Origin of the sequence: Actinoplanes sp. TFC3 (assembly GCF_001553785.1) — a bacterium.
GTDB lineage: Bacteria > Actinomycetota > Actinomycetes > Mycobacteriales > Micromonosporaceae > Actinoplanes.
Window position 1 is genome coordinate 61,526 of the sequence record NZ_LOJP01000014.1, and the last position, 14,619, is coordinate 76,144.

At 71.1% G+C, this 14,619-nt stretch carries 16 protein-coding genes; 6 read left to right on the forward strand and 10 right to left on the reverse strand.

What is annotated here, in order from left to right; genetic code table 11:
- Position 1: 1 nt before the first annotated feature.
- From TFC3_RS40275 to TFC3_RS34480, 3 genes are read right to left on the reverse strand one after another with little or no spacing between them, the layout of a single operon-like run.
- The gene (locus TFC3_RS40275; protein ID WP_067510458.1) at positions 2–769 is read right to left on the reverse strand and encodes an ABC transporter permease; all 768 of its coding nucleotides are present in this window, start codon (positions 767–769) and stop codon (positions 2–4) included.
- Positions 766–1,521, reverse strand: coding sequence for an ABC transporter permease (locus TFC3_RS34485; RefSeq protein WP_067510531.1), 756 nt, complete (start codon positions 1,519–1,521; stop codon positions 766–768). Before TFC3_RS34485 ends, TFC3_RS40275 begins: the two co-directional genes overlap by 4 nt.
- Positions 1,521–2,477, reverse strand: coding sequence for an ABC transporter substrate-binding protein (locus tag TFC3_RS34480; protein ID WP_067510460.1), 957 nt, complete (start codon positions 2,475–2,477; stop codon positions 1,521–1,523). Before TFC3_RS34480 ends, TFC3_RS34485 begins: the two co-directional genes overlap by 1 nt.
- 154 nt (positions 2,478–2,631) lie before the next feature.
- Between TFC3_RS34480 and TFC3_RS34475 the strand changes: the two genes are divergently transcribed.
- Positions 2,632–3,405 (forward strand): IclR family transcriptional regulator C-terminal domain-containing protein, encoded by a 774-nt coding sequence (locus tag TFC3_RS34475; protein ID WP_236718635.1) that lies wholly within the window; start codon positions 2,632–2,634, stop codon positions 3,403–3,405.
- On the opposite strand, the gene TFC3_RS34470 is transcribed toward TFC3_RS34475, so the two are convergent.
- The 5 genes from TFC3_RS34470 to TFC3_RS38400 all read right to left on the reverse strand — a co-directional run bounded on the left by TFC3_RS34470 (position 3,389) and on the right by TFC3_RS38400 (position 7,845).
- Entirely contained in the window at positions 3,389–4,075 is a 687-nt protein-coding gene (locus TFC3_RS34470) for a GNAT family N-acetyltransferase (protein ID WP_369819736.1), read from the reverse strand. The two genes, TFC3_RS34475 and TFC3_RS34470, sit on opposite strands and share 17 nt — an antisense overlap.
- 23 nt (positions 4,076–4,098) lie before the next feature.
- Positions 4,099–6,288 (reverse strand): MMPL family transporter, encoded by a 2,190-nt coding sequence (locus tag TFC3_RS34465; RefSeq protein ID WP_067510462.1) that lies wholly within the window; start codon positions 6,286–6,288, stop codon positions 4,099–4,101.
- Between the two features lie 17 nt (positions 6,289–6,305).
- Positions 6,306–6,947 (reverse strand): TetR/AcrR family transcriptional regulator, encoded by a 642-nt coding sequence (locus TFC3_RS34460; protein WP_236718636.1) that lies wholly within the window; start codon positions 6,945–6,947, stop codon positions 6,306–6,308.
- Between the two features lie 203 nt (positions 6,948–7,150).
- Entirely contained in the window at positions 7,151–7,555 is a 405-nt protein-coding gene (locus tag TFC3_RS34455; protein ID WP_067510466.1) for an STAS domain-containing protein, read from the reverse strand.
- Positions 7,552–7,845 (reverse strand): STAS domain-containing protein, encoded by a 294-nt coding sequence (locus tag TFC3_RS38400; RefSeq protein WP_161952737.1) that lies wholly within the window; start codon positions 7,843–7,845, stop codon positions 7,552–7,554. Before TFC3_RS38400 ends, TFC3_RS34455 begins: the two co-directional genes overlap by 4 nt.
- A 122-nt stretch (positions 7,846–7,967) precedes the next feature.
- On the opposite strand from TFC3_RS38400, the gene TFC3_RS34445 reads away from it, so the two are divergent.
- From TFC3_RS34445 to TFC3_RS34435, 3 genes are read left to right on the forward strand one after another with little or no spacing between them, the layout of a single operon-like run.
- Positions 7,968–8,645 (forward strand): response regulator transcription factor, encoded by a 678-nt coding sequence (locus TFC3_RS34445; protein ID WP_067510470.1) that lies wholly within the window; start codon positions 7,968–7,970, stop codon positions 8,643–8,645.
- Positions 8,642–9,985 (forward strand): cell wall metabolism sensor histidine kinase WalK, encoded by a 1,344-nt coding sequence (locus TFC3_RS34440; protein ID WP_067510472.1) that lies wholly within the window; start codon positions 8,642–8,644, stop codon positions 9,983–9,985. Before TFC3_RS34445 ends, TFC3_RS34440 begins: the two co-directional genes overlap by 4 nt.
- Positions 9,982–10,527, forward strand: a complete 546-nt coding sequence (locus TFC3_RS34435; RefSeq protein ID WP_236718637.1) for a GerMN domain-containing protein — start codon at positions 9,982–9,984, stop codon at positions 10,525–10,527. Before TFC3_RS34440 ends, TFC3_RS34435 begins: the two co-directional genes overlap by 4 nt.
- A 4-nt stretch (positions 10,528–10,531) precedes the next feature.
- Here the strand turns inward: TFC3_RS34435 and TFC3_RS34430 are convergent, their stop codons facing one another.
- Complete coding sequence (locus TFC3_RS34430) at positions 10,532–11,185, reverse strand: transglycosylase SLT domain-containing protein (RefSeq protein WP_067510474.1); 654 nt, start codon at positions 11,183–11,185, stop codon at positions 10,532–10,534.
- A gap of 223 nt (positions 11,186–11,408) precedes the next feature.
- On the opposite strand from TFC3_RS34430, the gene TFC3_RS34425 reads away from it, so the two are divergent.
- Positions 11,409–12,698, forward strand: coding sequence for a hypothetical protein (locus TFC3_RS34425; RefSeq protein WP_067510475.1), 1,290 nt, complete (start codon positions 11,409–11,411; stop codon positions 12,696–12,698).
- A gap of 5 nt (positions 12,699–12,703) precedes the next feature.
- On the opposite strand, the gene fliQ is transcribed toward TFC3_RS34425, so the two are convergent.
- Positions 12,704–12,973, reverse strand: a complete 270-nt coding sequence (gene fliQ, locus TFC3_RS34420; protein ID WP_067510539.1) for a flagellar biosynthesis protein FliQ — start codon at positions 12,971–12,973, stop codon at positions 12,704–12,706.
- 504 nt (positions 12,974–13,477) lie between these two features.
- On the opposite strand from fliQ, the gene TFC3_RS34415 reads away from it, so the two are divergent.
- Positions 13,478–14,584 carry a sugar ABC transporter substrate-binding protein gene (locus TFC3_RS34415; protein ID WP_067510477.1) on the forward strand — a complete coding sequence of 369 codons (1,107 nt, stop codon included), beginning with the start codon at positions 13,478–13,480 and terminating at the stop codon, positions 14,582–14,584.
- Positions 14,585–14,619 lie beyond the last annotated feature (35 nt).

The window sequence follows — 14,619 nt, forward strand, 5'->3', positions numbered from 1 at the left end:
CCTAGGAGCGTCGCTGCGCCTCGCGGCGACCGTGGTACCAGCCGAGCGCGAACCGTTCGCCGAGCCGGAACAGTTCCGACAGCACGAATCCGAGCAACCCCAGCACGATGATGCCGCTCCACATCTGCGGGATGGCGAAGCTGCGCTGGAACTGCACGATGGTGAAGCCCAGTCCGTTGCTGGCGGCGACCATCTCGCTGATCACCATGAGGATGATCGCCAGCGACAGCGCCTGGCGCAGCCCGGTGATGATCTGCGGTGCGGCACCGGGCAGCAGCAAGTAGCGCAGCCGGGCGAACCCGGTGATGCCGTAGGCCCGGCTCGTGTCGCTGAGCGCCGCGTCCACCGCCCGCACGCCCTCGACCGTGTTGAGCAGAATCGGCCACACGCACCCGGACACGATCACGATGACCTTCATGGCGTTCCCGATCCCGGCAAACACCATGATCACCGGTACGAGCACGGGCGGCGGCACCGCGCGGAAGAACTCCAGCACCGGCTCGGCCGCAGCCCGCAACCGCCGGCTCGCCCCCACCGCGATGCCCAGGCCCACACCCAGCAGTGCCGCCAGGAGATAGCCCGCCGCCAGCCGCCCCAGGCTGGGCAGCACGTCGGCTCGCAGGCGCGGCCAGGTCCACGTGTCCCCGAAGGCGACGAGGATGGTCCGCAGCGGCGGGGCATAGAAACTTTCACTGGTGCGGCTGGCGACGTACCAGAAGAGGAAAAGCGTTACCGGCAGCGCAAGAACCGTCAGGAACCGGCGGATCACCCGGCCACCTCCCCGCGCACGGATTGGTGCCAGGACAGCAGCCGGCGTTCGGCCAGCCGGGCGCCGAGGTTGATGGCGACGCCGAGCAGCCCGGTGACCACGATGAGCGCGTCCATGGTGGCGATCGCCCCGGAGCTCTGCGCGACCGCGATGACCGAGCCGAGTCCGGGCGCACCGATGACCAGTTCGGCGGTGACGGCGAGCACGAGCGCGACAGCGGCGGCCAGGCGCAGCCCGGTGAACACGTACGGCAGCGCGGTCGGCCACAGCACGTGCCGCACCCGGGCCCAGGCGCTGAACCGGAAGCTACGCGCGGTTTCCTCGGCAACGGGGTCCACATCGGCCACGCCGTGCAGTACTTGCACGAGTACTTGCCAGAACGCGGCGTACACCACGAGCAGCAGCGTGGATCCGAGCCCGGTGCCGTAGAGCAGCACGGCGAGCGGGATGAGCGCGACGGACGGGATCGGGCGAAGGAACTCGATGGTCGACGCCGTCCATGTCCGCAGGACCGGGACGGCGCCGATCAGCACCCCGGCCGCGACGCCGAGCGTGCAAGCGATGACCAATCCGATCGCCCATGCCGTCAGCGTGTCACCGACCGCTGTCCAGAACGCCGCCGTGCGGGCCTCGGCGGCCAGCGCTGCGACAATGCGGGAGGCCGGTGGCAGATAGTCGTCGTCAACCAGCCCGAGCCGGGGCAGCAGTTCGGCGAGCCCGAGCAGCCCGGCCAGCCCGGACAGGCGCAGCATCACGGCAGGATCTTGGTCAGGTCCGGCGAGGCCGTACCGAAGATGCCGTCCCGCGCGCCCAGATCGGCAAGCGCCTGCACCGACGCCCGGTTGATCTGCGCGGGCCATTCCGGCAGCGTCAGCGTCTCCCGCAGCTTCGGATCGATTTTGGTGTACGTGGCCAGCGCGGCCCGGACCTCGTCGGGATGGGCGCCGGCGTAGGTCAGCGACTCGGTGATCGCCTCGGTGAAGCGTTTGACCAGGCCGGGGTTGTCCGCGGCCAGCTTGGTGGAGGTGAAGTAGGCGGCCACGGTGAGCTCCGGCGCCGCGTCGACGTAGTTCCAGGCGACCACCCGGCCCCCCGCCGCGGTGATCTGCGACAGCGACGGCTCGACCACCCAGGCCGCGTCGACCTGGCCGTTCTGCACCGCGGCGGGCATGTTCGCGAACGGGATCTCCACGAACGAGATGGTGGCCGGGTCACCGCCGGCTTTGCGCACGGACTCCCGTACCGTGGTGTCGCCGATGTTCTTGAGGGTGTTGACAGCTATTTTCTGGCCGGCCAGCCCCGCGGCGTCCTTGATCGGGCTGTCCCCGCGCACCGCCACGCCGCCGAAGTCCTTGCCGGCCTGCCCGGTCGACGCGACCCCGGCCGCCACCGCCTTGACCGGCACGTTCTTGGTCTGCGCGATCAGCAGCGAGGTCAGGTTGCTGAACCCGAACTGGAACTGCCCGCTGACCACGCCGGGCACGATCACCGCGCCGCCCTGGCCGCTCTCCATGCTCAGCTCGATCTTGCGGGAGCCGAAGAAGCCGCGCTGCTGTCCGAGATAGATCGGTGCGACGTCGACGATCGGGATCACGCCGACCTTGACGCGGTCGACGCCGCCGGAGGAATCGGGGCCGGCCGAGGAGCTGCACCCGGCTGCGGCACCGGCGAGGACGAGAACGACCAGCGCGGTCAGCATGCGTCGCATGGGCGACCCTCCTGGAGTTGTGCGCACAACGCACGTAAGTTCACCAAGAGAACGTAAGACTGTGGCGTGGGTCACGTCAATGATCGACTTCGATGGCAGGCCGCGCCGGATCCGGGCCGCGGCGAGGGTTGTGAGCGACCGTGGGAGGACGCCGGTGCCGGGTCGGGAGCCGTACTTCGTGCAGTCGCTGGAACGCGGGCTGGCCGTGATCCGCGCGTTCGACGCCCACCACCGCGAGCTCACGCTCAGCGAGGTCGCCCGGCTGTGCGGGCTGACCCGGGCCGCCGCCCGCCGGTTCCTGCTGACGCTGAGCGACCTGGGGTTCGTACGCACCGATGGCCGGATGTTCTCGCTGACGCCGCGGGTGCTCGAATTGGGGTACGCGTTCCTGTCCAGCCTGTCGCTGCCCGAGGTGGCCCAGCCGCACCTGGAGAGCCTGGCCGCCGACGTGCACGAGTCCTCGTCGCTGTCGGTGCTCGACGGCGACGACATCGTCTACGTGGCCCGGGTGCCCACGCGCCGCATCATGACCGTGGCGATCAACGTGGGGACGCGCTTCCCGGCGTACGCGACGTCCATGGGCCGGGCCTTGATCGCCCACCTGCCCGACGCCGAGGTCGCCGCGTTCCTCGACCGGGTTGCCCTGCACCGGCTCACCGAGCGCACCATCACCTCGGCACCGGCGCTGGCCGCGGAGCTGACCGCCGTGCGCGAGCAGGGCTGGGCCCTGGTCGACCAGGAACTCGAGGAGGGGCTGCGCTCGATGGCGGCGCCGGTGCACGACCGCAGCGGCGCGGTCGTGGCCGCGGTGAACATCTCGGTGCACGCCAGCCGTACTTCGGTGGCCGAGATGCACGCCCTGCTGCCGCGGCTGCTGGCCACCACGGCGGCAATCGACGCCGACCTGCGAGTCACGACCCCGGGCTGAGCCACTCCTCGTGCAGGATGGCAAAGTCCAGCTCGGTGGACCATTCGCCCTTGAACAACTCGTTGCTGACCAGCCGGGCCTCCAGGCGCATCCCGAGCCGGCGCGCCACCTTCGCCGAGGCTTCGTTGCGCTCGTCCAGGCGTGCGATGACCCGGTGCAGGCCCAGCTCGTCGAAGGCCAGCGCGAGCAGCGCCCAGGCCGCCTCGGTGGCGTAGCCCTGACCAGCGAAGCGGGGGTTGAACACGTACCCGAGCTCGCCGCCGCGGTGCTCGCGGCTGCGCCAGAACAGCACCACGTCCCCGGCCAGCTCCCCGGTGGCCGTGATCTCGGCGCCCAGCGTCAGCGCCTGGCCCTCGTCGGTGAGTTCGGTGGTGGCCCACTGGGTGGCCAGCCGGTGCGCGATGACCTCGGCGGTCATCGGCTCGAACGGCACGTACCGGCAGACATCCTCGCGCCCGCGGTACTCCAGCAACGCCTCGGTGTCCGCGCTCGTCAACGGCCGCAGCAGCAACCGCTCAGTCTTGATCATCCCCGGTCCCCCGCTTCCTGAGGTACGCGCGCCGTAGCCCGGCTGCGCGTAGTACGCGAAATTCTCAGTCATCACCTCGTTGGTGTACAACCGGATCTTGTCGCAGCCCTGCCGCGTGGCCTCGGTCTCCGCCCCCGTCATCGCCCCGCCGGTTACCCTGCCGCTCAGCGGTGCGCGGGTTCCGGGGCCGGGGTGCCGGCGGCCGGGCGCGCCTCGCGTTCCAGGGCCGCACCCTCGACGTCGAGCACCGGTAGCCACTGCAGCCACGACGGCAGCCACCAGCCGGAGCGCCCGAGCAGGCTCAGCGCCGCCGGCACCGCGATCATGCGCACGATGAGGGCGTCGAACAGGATGCCGATGGCCAGCGCGAACGCGATCGGCTTGATGGTGTCGTTGCCCTCGGGCACGAAGCCGGCGAAAACCGCGAACATGATGGTCGCCGCGGCCACCACGACCGGGGCGGCCTGGCGGAAGCCGGTGACCACCGCGTCGCGGGGGCTGGCGCCGTGCGCGTGCGCCTCGTGCATCCGCGAGACCAGGAAGACCTGGTAGTCCATGGCCAGGCCGAACAGGATGCCGATGACGATGATCGGCGAGAGGCTCAGCAGCGGCCCGGTGGTCTCGGCGTTCACGATCTGCTGCAGCCAGCCCCACTGGAACACCGCAGTGGTGGCGCCCAGCGCCGAACCGATGGTGAGCAGGAAGCCGAGCACGCCGACCACCGGCACCAGCACCGAGCGGAACACCAGGATGAGCAGCAGCAGCGCCAGCCCGACGACCAGGATCAGGTAGCGCGGCAGGGCGTCGTCCAGCTTCTGCGACACGTCGACGCTGATCGCGGTCTGGCCGGTGACGTACACGCCCCTCTCGCCGTGGAAGGAGTCGCGCATGGCGTGCACGAGGTCGACTGTCTCGGCGCTGTCGGGTTCGGAGGCCGGGATGACGGTGAGCAGCGCGGCCGAGCCGTTCTGGTTGGGCGTGGGCGGGGCCACCACCGCGACGCCGGGCAGCTTCTGCACGCCGGCGGCGATCGTGGTGGCGCGCTGCGGGGCGCCGGTCCCGTCGACCAGCACCAGCAGCGGGCCGGAGAAGCCGGGACCGAAGTGCTTCGCGATCAGGGCGTCCGCCTTGGCCTGGGTGCTGCCGGCGGCGGGCGGCTGGATCAGGGAGGTGCGCATGGAGAAGAACGGAACAGCGATGACCGCGAGTACGGCCACAGCGCCCAGCAGGCTCAGCACCCGGTGCCGGGTGACCGTGGCACCCCAGCCCCGGTAGAAGCCCCGCCCCTCGGTGGCCGGCGCGGCGGCGGCCTCGAGGGCGCCGGGGGCCCGCAACTTGCGGGGCAGCGCGCGGCGGCCGATGAAGCCGAGCACGGCCGGGACCAGCGTGACCGCGACCAGCACGGCCACCACGATGGTGCCGGCGGCGGCCAGACCCATCTCGGTCAGGAACGGGATCCCGGCGATGGCCAGGCCGGCCAGCGCGATCACCACCGTGATGCCCGCGGTGACCACGGCGGAGCCAGCGGTGCCCACAGCCAGCGCGGCGGCGGCTTCGGGCGTACGTCCTTGCCGCAGCTCCTGCCGGTGGCGCGTAACGATGAACAGCGCGTAGTCGATGCCCACGGCCAGCCCGAGCATGACGGCCAGGATCGGGGTGGTGGACTGCAGGTCGACGAAGCCGCTGAGGGTGGTGATGCCCAGCGCGCCGATGCCGACCCCCACGATCGCGGTGATCAGGTTCATCCCGGCAGTCACCAGCGAGCCGTAGGTCAGCGCCAGCACCAGCAGCGCCACGACCACACCGAGAAGCTCGGCCGGCCCCCCGATGTCGGCGGCGTTCTCCTGGCTGGCCTCCCCGCTGACCTCGACGGTCAGCCCGCTCGCCCCGGCCGCGGCGACCGCGTCGTGCAGGGCAGCGCGCTGCTCGTCGGTGATCTGCGCCGCCTCCACCGGGTAGGTCACCGTGCTGTACGCCGCGGCCTGGTCAGCCGACACCGTCGCGGACTTGGGGTCCAGCGGGTTGGAGGCGCCGGCCACGCCGGGCAGCTTGGCGAGCTGAGCGACCAGCGCCGCGACCTTGGCCGCGTTGGCCCGGTCGGTGACTTTGGCGCCGGTCGGGGCGGCCATCACCACCTGGGCGGTAGCGCCGTTGGCGCCGGAGCCGAAGCGCTTGTCGATCAGGGTGAGCGCCGTGCTGGACTCCTGACCCGGGATGCTGAACGAGTTGACCGTCTTGCCGGCCAGCGTCACTGCCCCCACGCCGGTGGCCAGCAGCACCAGGAACCAGACGGCCGTGACCACGATCCGGTGCCGGAACGCCCCCAGCCCGAGTTGGTGCAGAAAGGTAGCCATGACTCAGGTGTGTCCTCTCAGTGCCCGGCCGGGTGCGGATGCCCCAGCGCGTCGTAGCTCACGGTGACAAGGTGCTCGCGCACATTGTCGGGGGGAAGGTTGCGCAGCCCGAGCGCGGTGACCGCCAGCGCTCCGAGCGCGCCGGTCACCCGCGCGAGCCGCAGCACCTCGGGGCGGGTCGGTGCGGGGCGGGCCGGTGCGCTGCCGGTGGGCTGGAGGCCGAACGCGGCGAGCAGCGCGGCCCCGATCTCGTCGAGCAGTGCCGATTCGCCGGGCTCGGTCAGCTGGCTGAATGCACTCAATATCAGCGCGATAAACCCACGGTGGCGCAGCGAGACGTCGGCGAGGGCGCGCAGCACGGCCAGGTCACGCGCCGGGCCGGGCGGAACCGCGGCAGCGGAGGCCGACACCTCACGCACGGTAGCGGTGCAGCGCTCGACCACGGCCGCCCACAGGGCTTCCTTGCTGGCGAAGCGGTGCAGCAGGCCGGTCTTGGAGTAGCCGGTGGCGTCGGCGATGCGTTGCACGGAGGTTTCCTTGTAGCCGTGCCGGGCAAACAGCTCAGCGGCGTGGTCGATGATCGCATCGTCGATTTCCGCTCGGGTGGCCCCGCCGCATACGGACCAAGTTAGTCCTTCGCCGACCATTTTGGTCCGCAAAGGCGCGGAATGGTGGTCACTGCGGTCCCGGGGCTCTACGTGATGGCGTGCGCGCGGCGTTTGGGCGGACAGGTAGTGCCCGGCAGGGCCTCGGCGCTGGTCTTGAGCAAGGCCCGGTTGGCCAGCCCAGTCGGGCAGTCGTGGGTTGCGGCATCCTCGGCCTCGGCCTGGCTGCGGGCCAGCTCGGCGTGCAGCCGGGCGTGCTACCGGCCCGCCACGCCGAGTTGGACACCGCTCCTCGGCCGGCCCTCACCGCCGTCGACCGAGCGCTCGCCGGGTTCCGCCAAGAACTCCAGCGCCGCGCCGCAGTCGTCGAACATGGGGAACAGCCCGTCCACGTGCATGGTGTGCAGCACGGTGATCACCACGCGGGAGGGCGCGGCCAGGCACACCATGCCACCGCGGCGGCGGGCGTTGCGGTGCGCGCGGACCAACTGACCGAGCATCGCGTCGTCGAGCGTGGGCACCTCGGCGAGGTCGACCACCACGTGCGAATGGGTGTCGACGGCGCTGTGCAGTTCCCGGCGCAAGTCGCACCCGGCGCGGGCGCGCACCACCGCGGCACTGCGACCGGCGGCACCGCGGGCGGCGGCTTCAGAGCGGTTCATCGGGCCTCCTCCACCTCGAGGACGTGGTCGACGCGAGCCAGGCCGAGCATTCTGCGGACCCGGTCCACCGGCGCCCGCAGGGTGAGCCGGCCGTCGGTGCGCATCAAGTCGCGGTGCAACTGCAGCAGCAGGCCGATGGCCGCGGCGTCGATGCGCGGGCTGCGGCGCAGGTCCACCACGAGCCGGGCCGGGCGCAGCGCCGCTGCCGCGCTCAGCCGGGGGCGCCACCGTTCCACGGCGGCGCCGTCCAGCGCCTCCGTGACCACGACAGTCGTCTCCTGAGGGTGCACCACCCAAGGGTGGCCGCGCCGTGTGGCAAGCCCTGCGCATCCATGTGACGGTTGCGTGACAAGTGTCCCGGCGACCGGGGCCGGATTCGCCGTTGGCCGTCCCGCCCGGCAAGACTGGGGGCATGTCAGCCGTGCTGGTGATCGAGGACGACGACCGCATCCGGCTCTCCCTGGTGCTAGCGCTGGAGGATGAGGGGTACGCGGCCAGCGGTGCACCCACCGCCGAGGAGGGGCTCGCCGCACAACGCCGCCAGCCGGCCGACACGGTGCTGGTGGACCTGATGCTGCCCGGCGTCGACGGCTTCGAGTGCATCCGGCAGTTGCGCCGCAGCGATGACGTGCCGATCGTGGTGATCAGCGCCCGTGACGACACCCATGACATCGTGGCGGCGCTGGAGGCGGGCGCCGACGACTACCTGGTCAAGCCGTTGGCGGTCAAGGAGCTGACGGCCCGGCTGCGGGCGTTGCGCCGGCGGGCCCGGGTGGCACTGGCCGACGAGCCGCCGGTGCTGCGCTTCGGCGATCTGGAGATCTCGCCCGAGGCCGGCGAGGTGCGGCTGCACGGCGAGGCGGTGGCGGTCACCCGCACCGAATTCCAGCTCCTCTGCGAGTTGGGTGAGCACCCCGGCCGTGTCCTGTCGCGCCAGCAGTTGCTGCAGCGGGTGTGGGGTTACGACGGCGGCGATGAGCGCCTGGTCGACGTGCATGTGGGCCGGCTGCGCCAGAAAATCGAGGACGGCTCGGGGGCACCGAAGCACCTGGTGACCGTCCGCGGCCTCGGCTACAAGCTGCAACGATGAAGAAGGCCGGATTGCGGGTACGGGTCATCGCCGGCTTCGCTGCCGGCGCCCTCGCGCTGTCGGCCACCTTGGCGCTCGTGTCGTTCCAGGTGATCCGGCAGTCGCTGCTCAGCGAGCGGGAACGCACGGCGGTGCGCGCGGCCTACTACGACGCGGCGATCGTGTGGTCCGGGCTCGGTTCGCAGGAGGTCGGCAGCCTGCTGCGCACATTGGACACCGGGGACAGCCGCCGCGCGGTGCTGTACCGCGACGGCGAATGGTATTCGCGCCAGGCCGACACCGGGGTCACCGACGCCATTCCCGTTGCCCTGCAACGCGAGGCGGGCGACGGCATACCCTCGGTGCAACGGGTACGAGCCGAGGGCCGCGCCGCCCTCGTGGTCGCCGTGCCGCTCTCGCCCACCGCGGTGTTCTACGAGGTCGACTCGCTGCAGGAACTCGACCACACGCTCGGGGTGCTGACGGCGGTGCTGACGGCGGTGGCGGTGAGCGTGGCCGCGCTGGGCGCCCTGCTCGGCTGGTACGCGAGCCGCTACGTGCTGCGCCCGCTGACCCGGGTGGCCGACGCGGCGCAGGAGATCGCCGGCGGCGCGGGTAAGTACCGGCTCGACCCGGCCGCCGAGCCCGATCTGGCCCGGCTCACCACCTCGTTCAACCACATGGTCGACGAGCTGCAGGCCCGCCTGGAACGCGACCGCCGCTTCGCCGCCGACGTCAGCCACGAGCTGCGCTCACCGTTGCAGACCCTGGCGAACGCGGCCAGCGTGCTGGAACGCCGCCGCGACCAGCTCGACGCCCGCACGGCCACCGCGGCGGGCCTGATCACCGACGAGATCGCCCGGTTCCAGCACCTGGTGAACGATCTGCTGGAGCTGTCGCGCGGCGACCGCCCGGCCACCCGCGCCCCGGTCGACCTGCCCGAGCTGGCCCGCCGGGTGTGCCGCGACCACCGGATCAGCCCGGACATCGTGACGCTCAGCGGCCCGGCCACGTGGTGCGTGGATCGCGGGCGGGTCGGCCAGCTGATGGGCAACCTGCTGGAGAATGCGCAGGCGTACGGCGGGGGCGCGGTTGCCGTACGCCTGGCACTGACCGCTTCCACGGGTCGCATCGAGGTGGACGACGAGGGGCCGGGGGTCAGCCCGGACGACAAGCCGGTGATCTTCGACCGGTTCGTGCGGGGGCGCTCGGCGAACGCCCGGGCCGACTCGGCGGGCACCGGGCTGGGGCTGGCCCTGGTCGCCCAGCACGCGGCCGCGCACGGCGGCACCGCCTCGGTGCACGACCGGCCGGGCGGTGGCGCGCGGTTCCGGGTCGAGCTGCCGGAGTGTGCGCCGTGACCCGGCTGGTCGCCGTGCTCGTGGCCGCCGTGCTGGCGCTGGCCGGGTGCGGAGTGCCGCTGGACGACGAGCCCCGCGCCATTGAGACCCCCGGGGTGCTCAACGCCCCGGGCAGCACCGCCCCGGATCAGGCCGGTACGGCGGTGCTGCGGCTCTACCTGGTACGCGACGGCCGGCTTGTGCGCGTACCGCGGAGGGTCCCGGCTCTGCTCGGACCGCACCAGAGCTTGACCGCGCTGCTGGCAGGCCCCACCGCCGATGAGGCCGCGGCCGGTCTGACCAGCGCGTTGTCGACCATGTCGGTGACCGGCCTGCGGCTGGCCGACCACCGGGCGACGGTCAGCATCGCCGATCCGCCCGACCAGTTGGTGCGCAGCGACGACGTGCTCGGCTTCGCCCAGATCGTGTGCACCCTGACCTCGCAGACCGAGGTCGGCACGGTGTCGTTCGAAGCCAACGGTCAGCCCCTGGCCGTACCGCGCGCGGACGGGTCGCTGGCCGACGAGCCGCTCACCATCGCCGACTACAACGGACTGCTATGAACGATCAGTAGTTGCCGTGTGCCTGGAAGTACGACCACGCGCCGCAGGGGGTGCTGTAGCGACCCTTGATGTAGCCCAGGCCCCACTTGATCTGGGTCGCCGGGTTGGTCCGCCAGTCCGAGCCCGCCGAGCTCATCTTGCTGCCCGGCAACGCCTGCGGGATGCCGTACGCCCCGCTCGGGTTCGCGGCCTTGGGGTTCCAGCCGCTCTCCTTGTCCCACAAGTTGCTCAGGCACGGCATCTGGGAGATCCCGAAGCCGCTCTGCAGCACCAGCGCGCAGCCGATCGCCTTGTTGCCGCTGTAGGCGTTGCAGTTGCCCGGGATCTCGACCGTACCGGCCCTCTTCGCGGCAATTTTCCGCTTCTCCGAGGTGCGGGCCTTCTTGGCAGCCGACTGCGCCTCGATCGCCGCCTTCTCGCCCGCCTCGTTCACGGCTTCGCGTTGCAGCGAGCGGGCGGCGGCGTGCTGGTTCTGCCGGGCTCGCAGCAGCACCATCTCGTCAACGTCGGAGCGCAAGGCCAGGGTCGTGGCGTCGCTCACCGGCTGCTGCGGTGGCTCGTCGTGGGCCTGACCGACGTAGAGACCGCCCACCCCACCGGCCACGAGCAGGCCCACCGACGTGGCACGGACGCCGATTTTGCTCCACAGTCGATCCACGCGCGGGCCCCTTCATCGTTGCGACTCGGGCACCTTACAGCACGCCGAGCTGCCCGATCCGGCGCGCGGCCTCGCGGAGACGATCAGGCGCTGCTCACCGGCATCGCCCCGGTGAGCGGCACCGCAGCCCATGGTGTGGGCGGGCATCGTCACGGTGGCGGCCGGGCTGTCGTCCGGGTTGCGCCAGCTATAGTGATGGGCGTCGATTCCAGGGGAGGCACCGATGCGTCCGCTCGCCGCCAGACTCGCCGCTGTTGTCACGCTGGGCGCCGCCGCGTTGCTCGGCACACCGCAGGCCGCGGGGGCCGCTTCCCGGTGCGTCGACAGCTCGCTGCCCGTCACCTATGAGGAGAGCCGGATCGAGACGCCGGCGCTGCCCGGTGGGACGCGGGTGCCCTATGAGCTGGTCGAGCAGGGCGGCTTCACGGCGTACCCCCGGGCTTTGCGTCAGGCTCTGTGTCACGCCCGGTCCGTGAGCGCTGCGGAACGCGTGCTGCAACGGCAGGGAGCGCAGTTGTGGCGCACGGCCGTGGCGCGGGCGCAGGGCCGGATCCAGATGGGCACGATCGAGCGGTACGACGACCGGCCGCTCTACTGGACGAGGTTGCTGGGCACCCGGGACATCCGGCAGTGGGCGCCGCGGTTCGCCGTCACCGGCGCCGAGCGGGCCGGGCTGCTCAAGGCCTACGAGTATGCGGCGCGCGGCATCACCTCCACCGGCTTCGGGCGCGGGGTCACCAAGGTGCTGGTCAGCGGCTTCGACCCGTACCAGCTCAACAATGAGATCCGGCGCTCGAACCCCTCCGGTGCGTCCGCACTGCAGCTCGACGGTCTGACCTACCGCTCGGGCGGGCGCACGGTACGGGTGCAGGCGGTGGTGTTCCCGGTGACCTGGAGCGGCTTCGACGCCGGCGTCGTGGAGGACGCGTTCGGCCCGCACCTGACCCGGCACGCCCGCGAGCGCGCCGATCTGATCATGACGATCAGCCAGGGCAACCGCGGCGTGATGAACATCGAGCAGTGGGCCGGCGCGTGGCGCGGCGGGTCCCCGGACAACAACAACGAGGGGGCGGCCGGCCAGGTCCCGCCGGCGCCGCGCTGGCCGCAGCCGTCGCCGGCCCCGGAGTTCATCGAAACCACGCTGCCCTACCAGGCGATGATCGACGCGGGCACCGGCCCATGGCCGGTCGCGCTCAACCGCCAGATCTGCGAATGGGCCGCCGGTACCCGGCCCACCGGCCCGGTGACGTGCACCGCGAACGGCCCGTCGGCGGGTGGGCAGGCGCAGTCCGGGGGCGGCGGGAACTACCTCTCGAACGAGAGCATGTACCGCTCCAACCGGCTGCGGCTGGAGCTTGGGGCCACCGACATCGCGGGCGGGCACCTGCACATCTCCGCGCTGGTCTATCCGGTCGACCCGCTGGTGCTGATCGACGACGCGTTCGCCGCCGACCGCGCGGCCACCATCGAGCAGACGGTCGCACTGGTCAAAGCGGCGGGTACGGCTGCTTGACGACCCTACGAGATCAGGTCGGGGATGCGCTCGAACAGCTGGGTGGTGTAGGTGACCATCTCGTGCAGCATCCAGTTGCCCGAGAACAGGATGGCGGCGCCCACCCCGGCGGCCTTGGGGACGAACGAGAGCGTCGCTTCCTGAATCTGGGTCACCGACTGGAACAGCGAGATGGCGAAACCGATCACCAGCGCCGTGATGAGCACCGGCGCGCACATCTTGGCCGCGATCGTCATCGCCTGCAGGCCCAGCTCCACGATCTGTGTGTCGGTCATACCCGCCTGTTCGGCCACCCGGCACTCCCGTGGAGTGCAGGACGGTTGCATTCCGGTTCGCAACCGCCGGAATCCTCAAGCCGCGAGTGCACTCCCGTGAGCCCTGCCCGGTAGCGGGGTCGGTGGTGCGCCTGTGACAACCCCTTCGGCGGCCGGGCCGCGAACTTGGGTGCGAAACGGCGGCCTCCGCGCGTGGCCCCTCTCACCGGTGGATCCGGTCAGAAGGCTTCGGGGTGAGGCGACGGGTCAGGTGGCCACGGCGGGGGTCCGTCACCCCGGCACCGCGCCAGCGCGGCAAAAGACCGGTTGCGGGGATCTTGCGGTGTCCTGCCGTATTCGCGGGACCCTCGTTTTCAGGGGCCTCCCGGCCCGATCAGGCGAAGGGGTATCCGCTGCTCAGACAGCATGAAGCGACGCTCGGCCAGCAACCGCGGGCAGCGTGGTGATCGTGGTTGCGGACGCGGGTAGCGTCGGCCGGGCTCTCGCCCCCAAGGAGTTGTCGTCGTGCGCCGTAAACTCGTGGCCCTCACCACGGCCGTCCTGTTCACTTTGACCGGCACCGCCGCGTGCAGCGACGACGACGGTGACGCCAAGGCCGTGCCCACCCGGGGCGGCGACGGCACCGGCAAGGTCGGCGTGATCCTGCCCGACACCACCACCAGCCAGCGCTGGGGCAGCGACGACCCGAAGCTGCTCAAGGCCGCCTTCGACGCCGCCAAGGTCCCGGTGGAGATCGACAACGCGCAGGGCAACCCGGACACCTTCAAAACCATTGGCGACCGCATGATCGCCGACGGTGTGACCGTGTTGATGATCGTAAATCTTGACGCCGGCAGTGGCAAGTACGTTCTCGACAAGGCTCGATCGAACGGTGTGAGGACCATCGATTACGACCGGCTGACCCTCAACGGCGGCGCCGACTACTACGTCAGCTTCAACAACGAAGAGGTCGGTCAGCTACAGGGCAAGGGCCTGGTCTCCTGCCTGAGCGCCGAGGGCGTCAAGACACCGCGCATCGTGTACCTCAACGGCGCGCCCACCGACAACAACGCCTCACAGTACAAGCAGGGCTACGACTCGGTGCTCGGACCCAAGTTCGACGACGGGTCGTACCTCAAGGGACCGGACCAGTCGGTAGCCGGCTGGAAGCGCGAAGAAGCGGTGACGGTCTTCCGCGAGATGTTCAACCAGACCGGCGGCAGGATCGACGGGGTCGTGGCGGCGAACGACACCGTGGCCAGCGCCGCGATCGAGATCCTCAAGGAGCGCAAGCGCAACGGCGAGGTGCCGGTGACCGGGCAGGACGCCGAGGTGCAGGCGCTGCAGAACATCCTGACCGGCGACCAGTGCATGACCGTCTACAAGCCCATCAAGCGCGAGGCCGACGCCGCCGCCAAGCTGGCGATCGGGCTGTTCAGGGGCGACAAGGCCGTCGCCGACGCGCGGGTCAAGGACACCGAGTCCGGGGCCTATGTGCCCGCCGTGCTGGAGTCGCCCATCCAGATCATGAAGAAGGACGTGGCCTCGGTCATCGCCGACGGCTTCGCCACCAGCAAGGCGGTGTGCAGCGGCCGCTTCGCCGTGGCGTGCACCCGGGCGGGGATCGGCTGACGCAACAGATCGATCACGACGAGCACCTCCAGCAA

Bases quoted from the DNA above. Each gene is read 5' to 3' on its own strand.
- TFC3_RS34480 (WP_067510460.1), bottom strand. From the start codon at position 2,477: ATGCGACGCATGCTGACCGCGCTGGTCGTTCTCGTCCTCGCCGGTGCC.
- TFC3_RS34425 (WP_067510475.1), top strand. From the start codon at position 11,409: ATGCGTCCGCTCGCCGCCAGACTCGCCGCTGTTGTCACGCTGGGCGCC.
- TFC3_RS34485 (WP_067510531.1), bottom strand. From the start codon at position 1,521: ATGCTGCGCCTGTCCGGGCTGGCCGGGCTGCTCGGGCTCGCCGAACTG.
- fliQ (WP_067510539.1), bottom strand. From the start codon at position 12,973: ATGACCGACACACAGATCGTGGAGCTGGGCCTGCAGGCGATGACGATC.
- TFC3_RS34465 (WP_067510462.1), bottom strand. From the start codon at position 6,288: ATGGCTACCTTTCTGCACCAACTCGGGCTGGGGGCGTTCCGGCACCGG.
- TFC3_RS34455 (WP_067510466.1), bottom strand. From the start codon at position 7,555: ATGAACCGCTCTGAAGCCGCCGCCCGCGGTGCCGCCGGTCGCAGTGCC.
- TFC3_RS34440 (WP_067510472.1), top strand. From the start codon at position 8,642: ATGAAGAAGGCCGGATTGCGGGTACGGGTCATCGCCGGCTTCGCTGCC.
- TFC3_RS34470 (WP_369819736.1), bottom strand. From the start codon at position 4,075: ATGACGGGGGCGGAGACCGAGGCCACGCGGCAGGGCTGCGACAAGATC.
- TFC3_RS34445 (WP_067510470.1), top strand. From the start codon at position 7,968: ATGTCAGCCGTGCTGGTGATCGAGGACGACGACCGCATCCGGCTCTCC.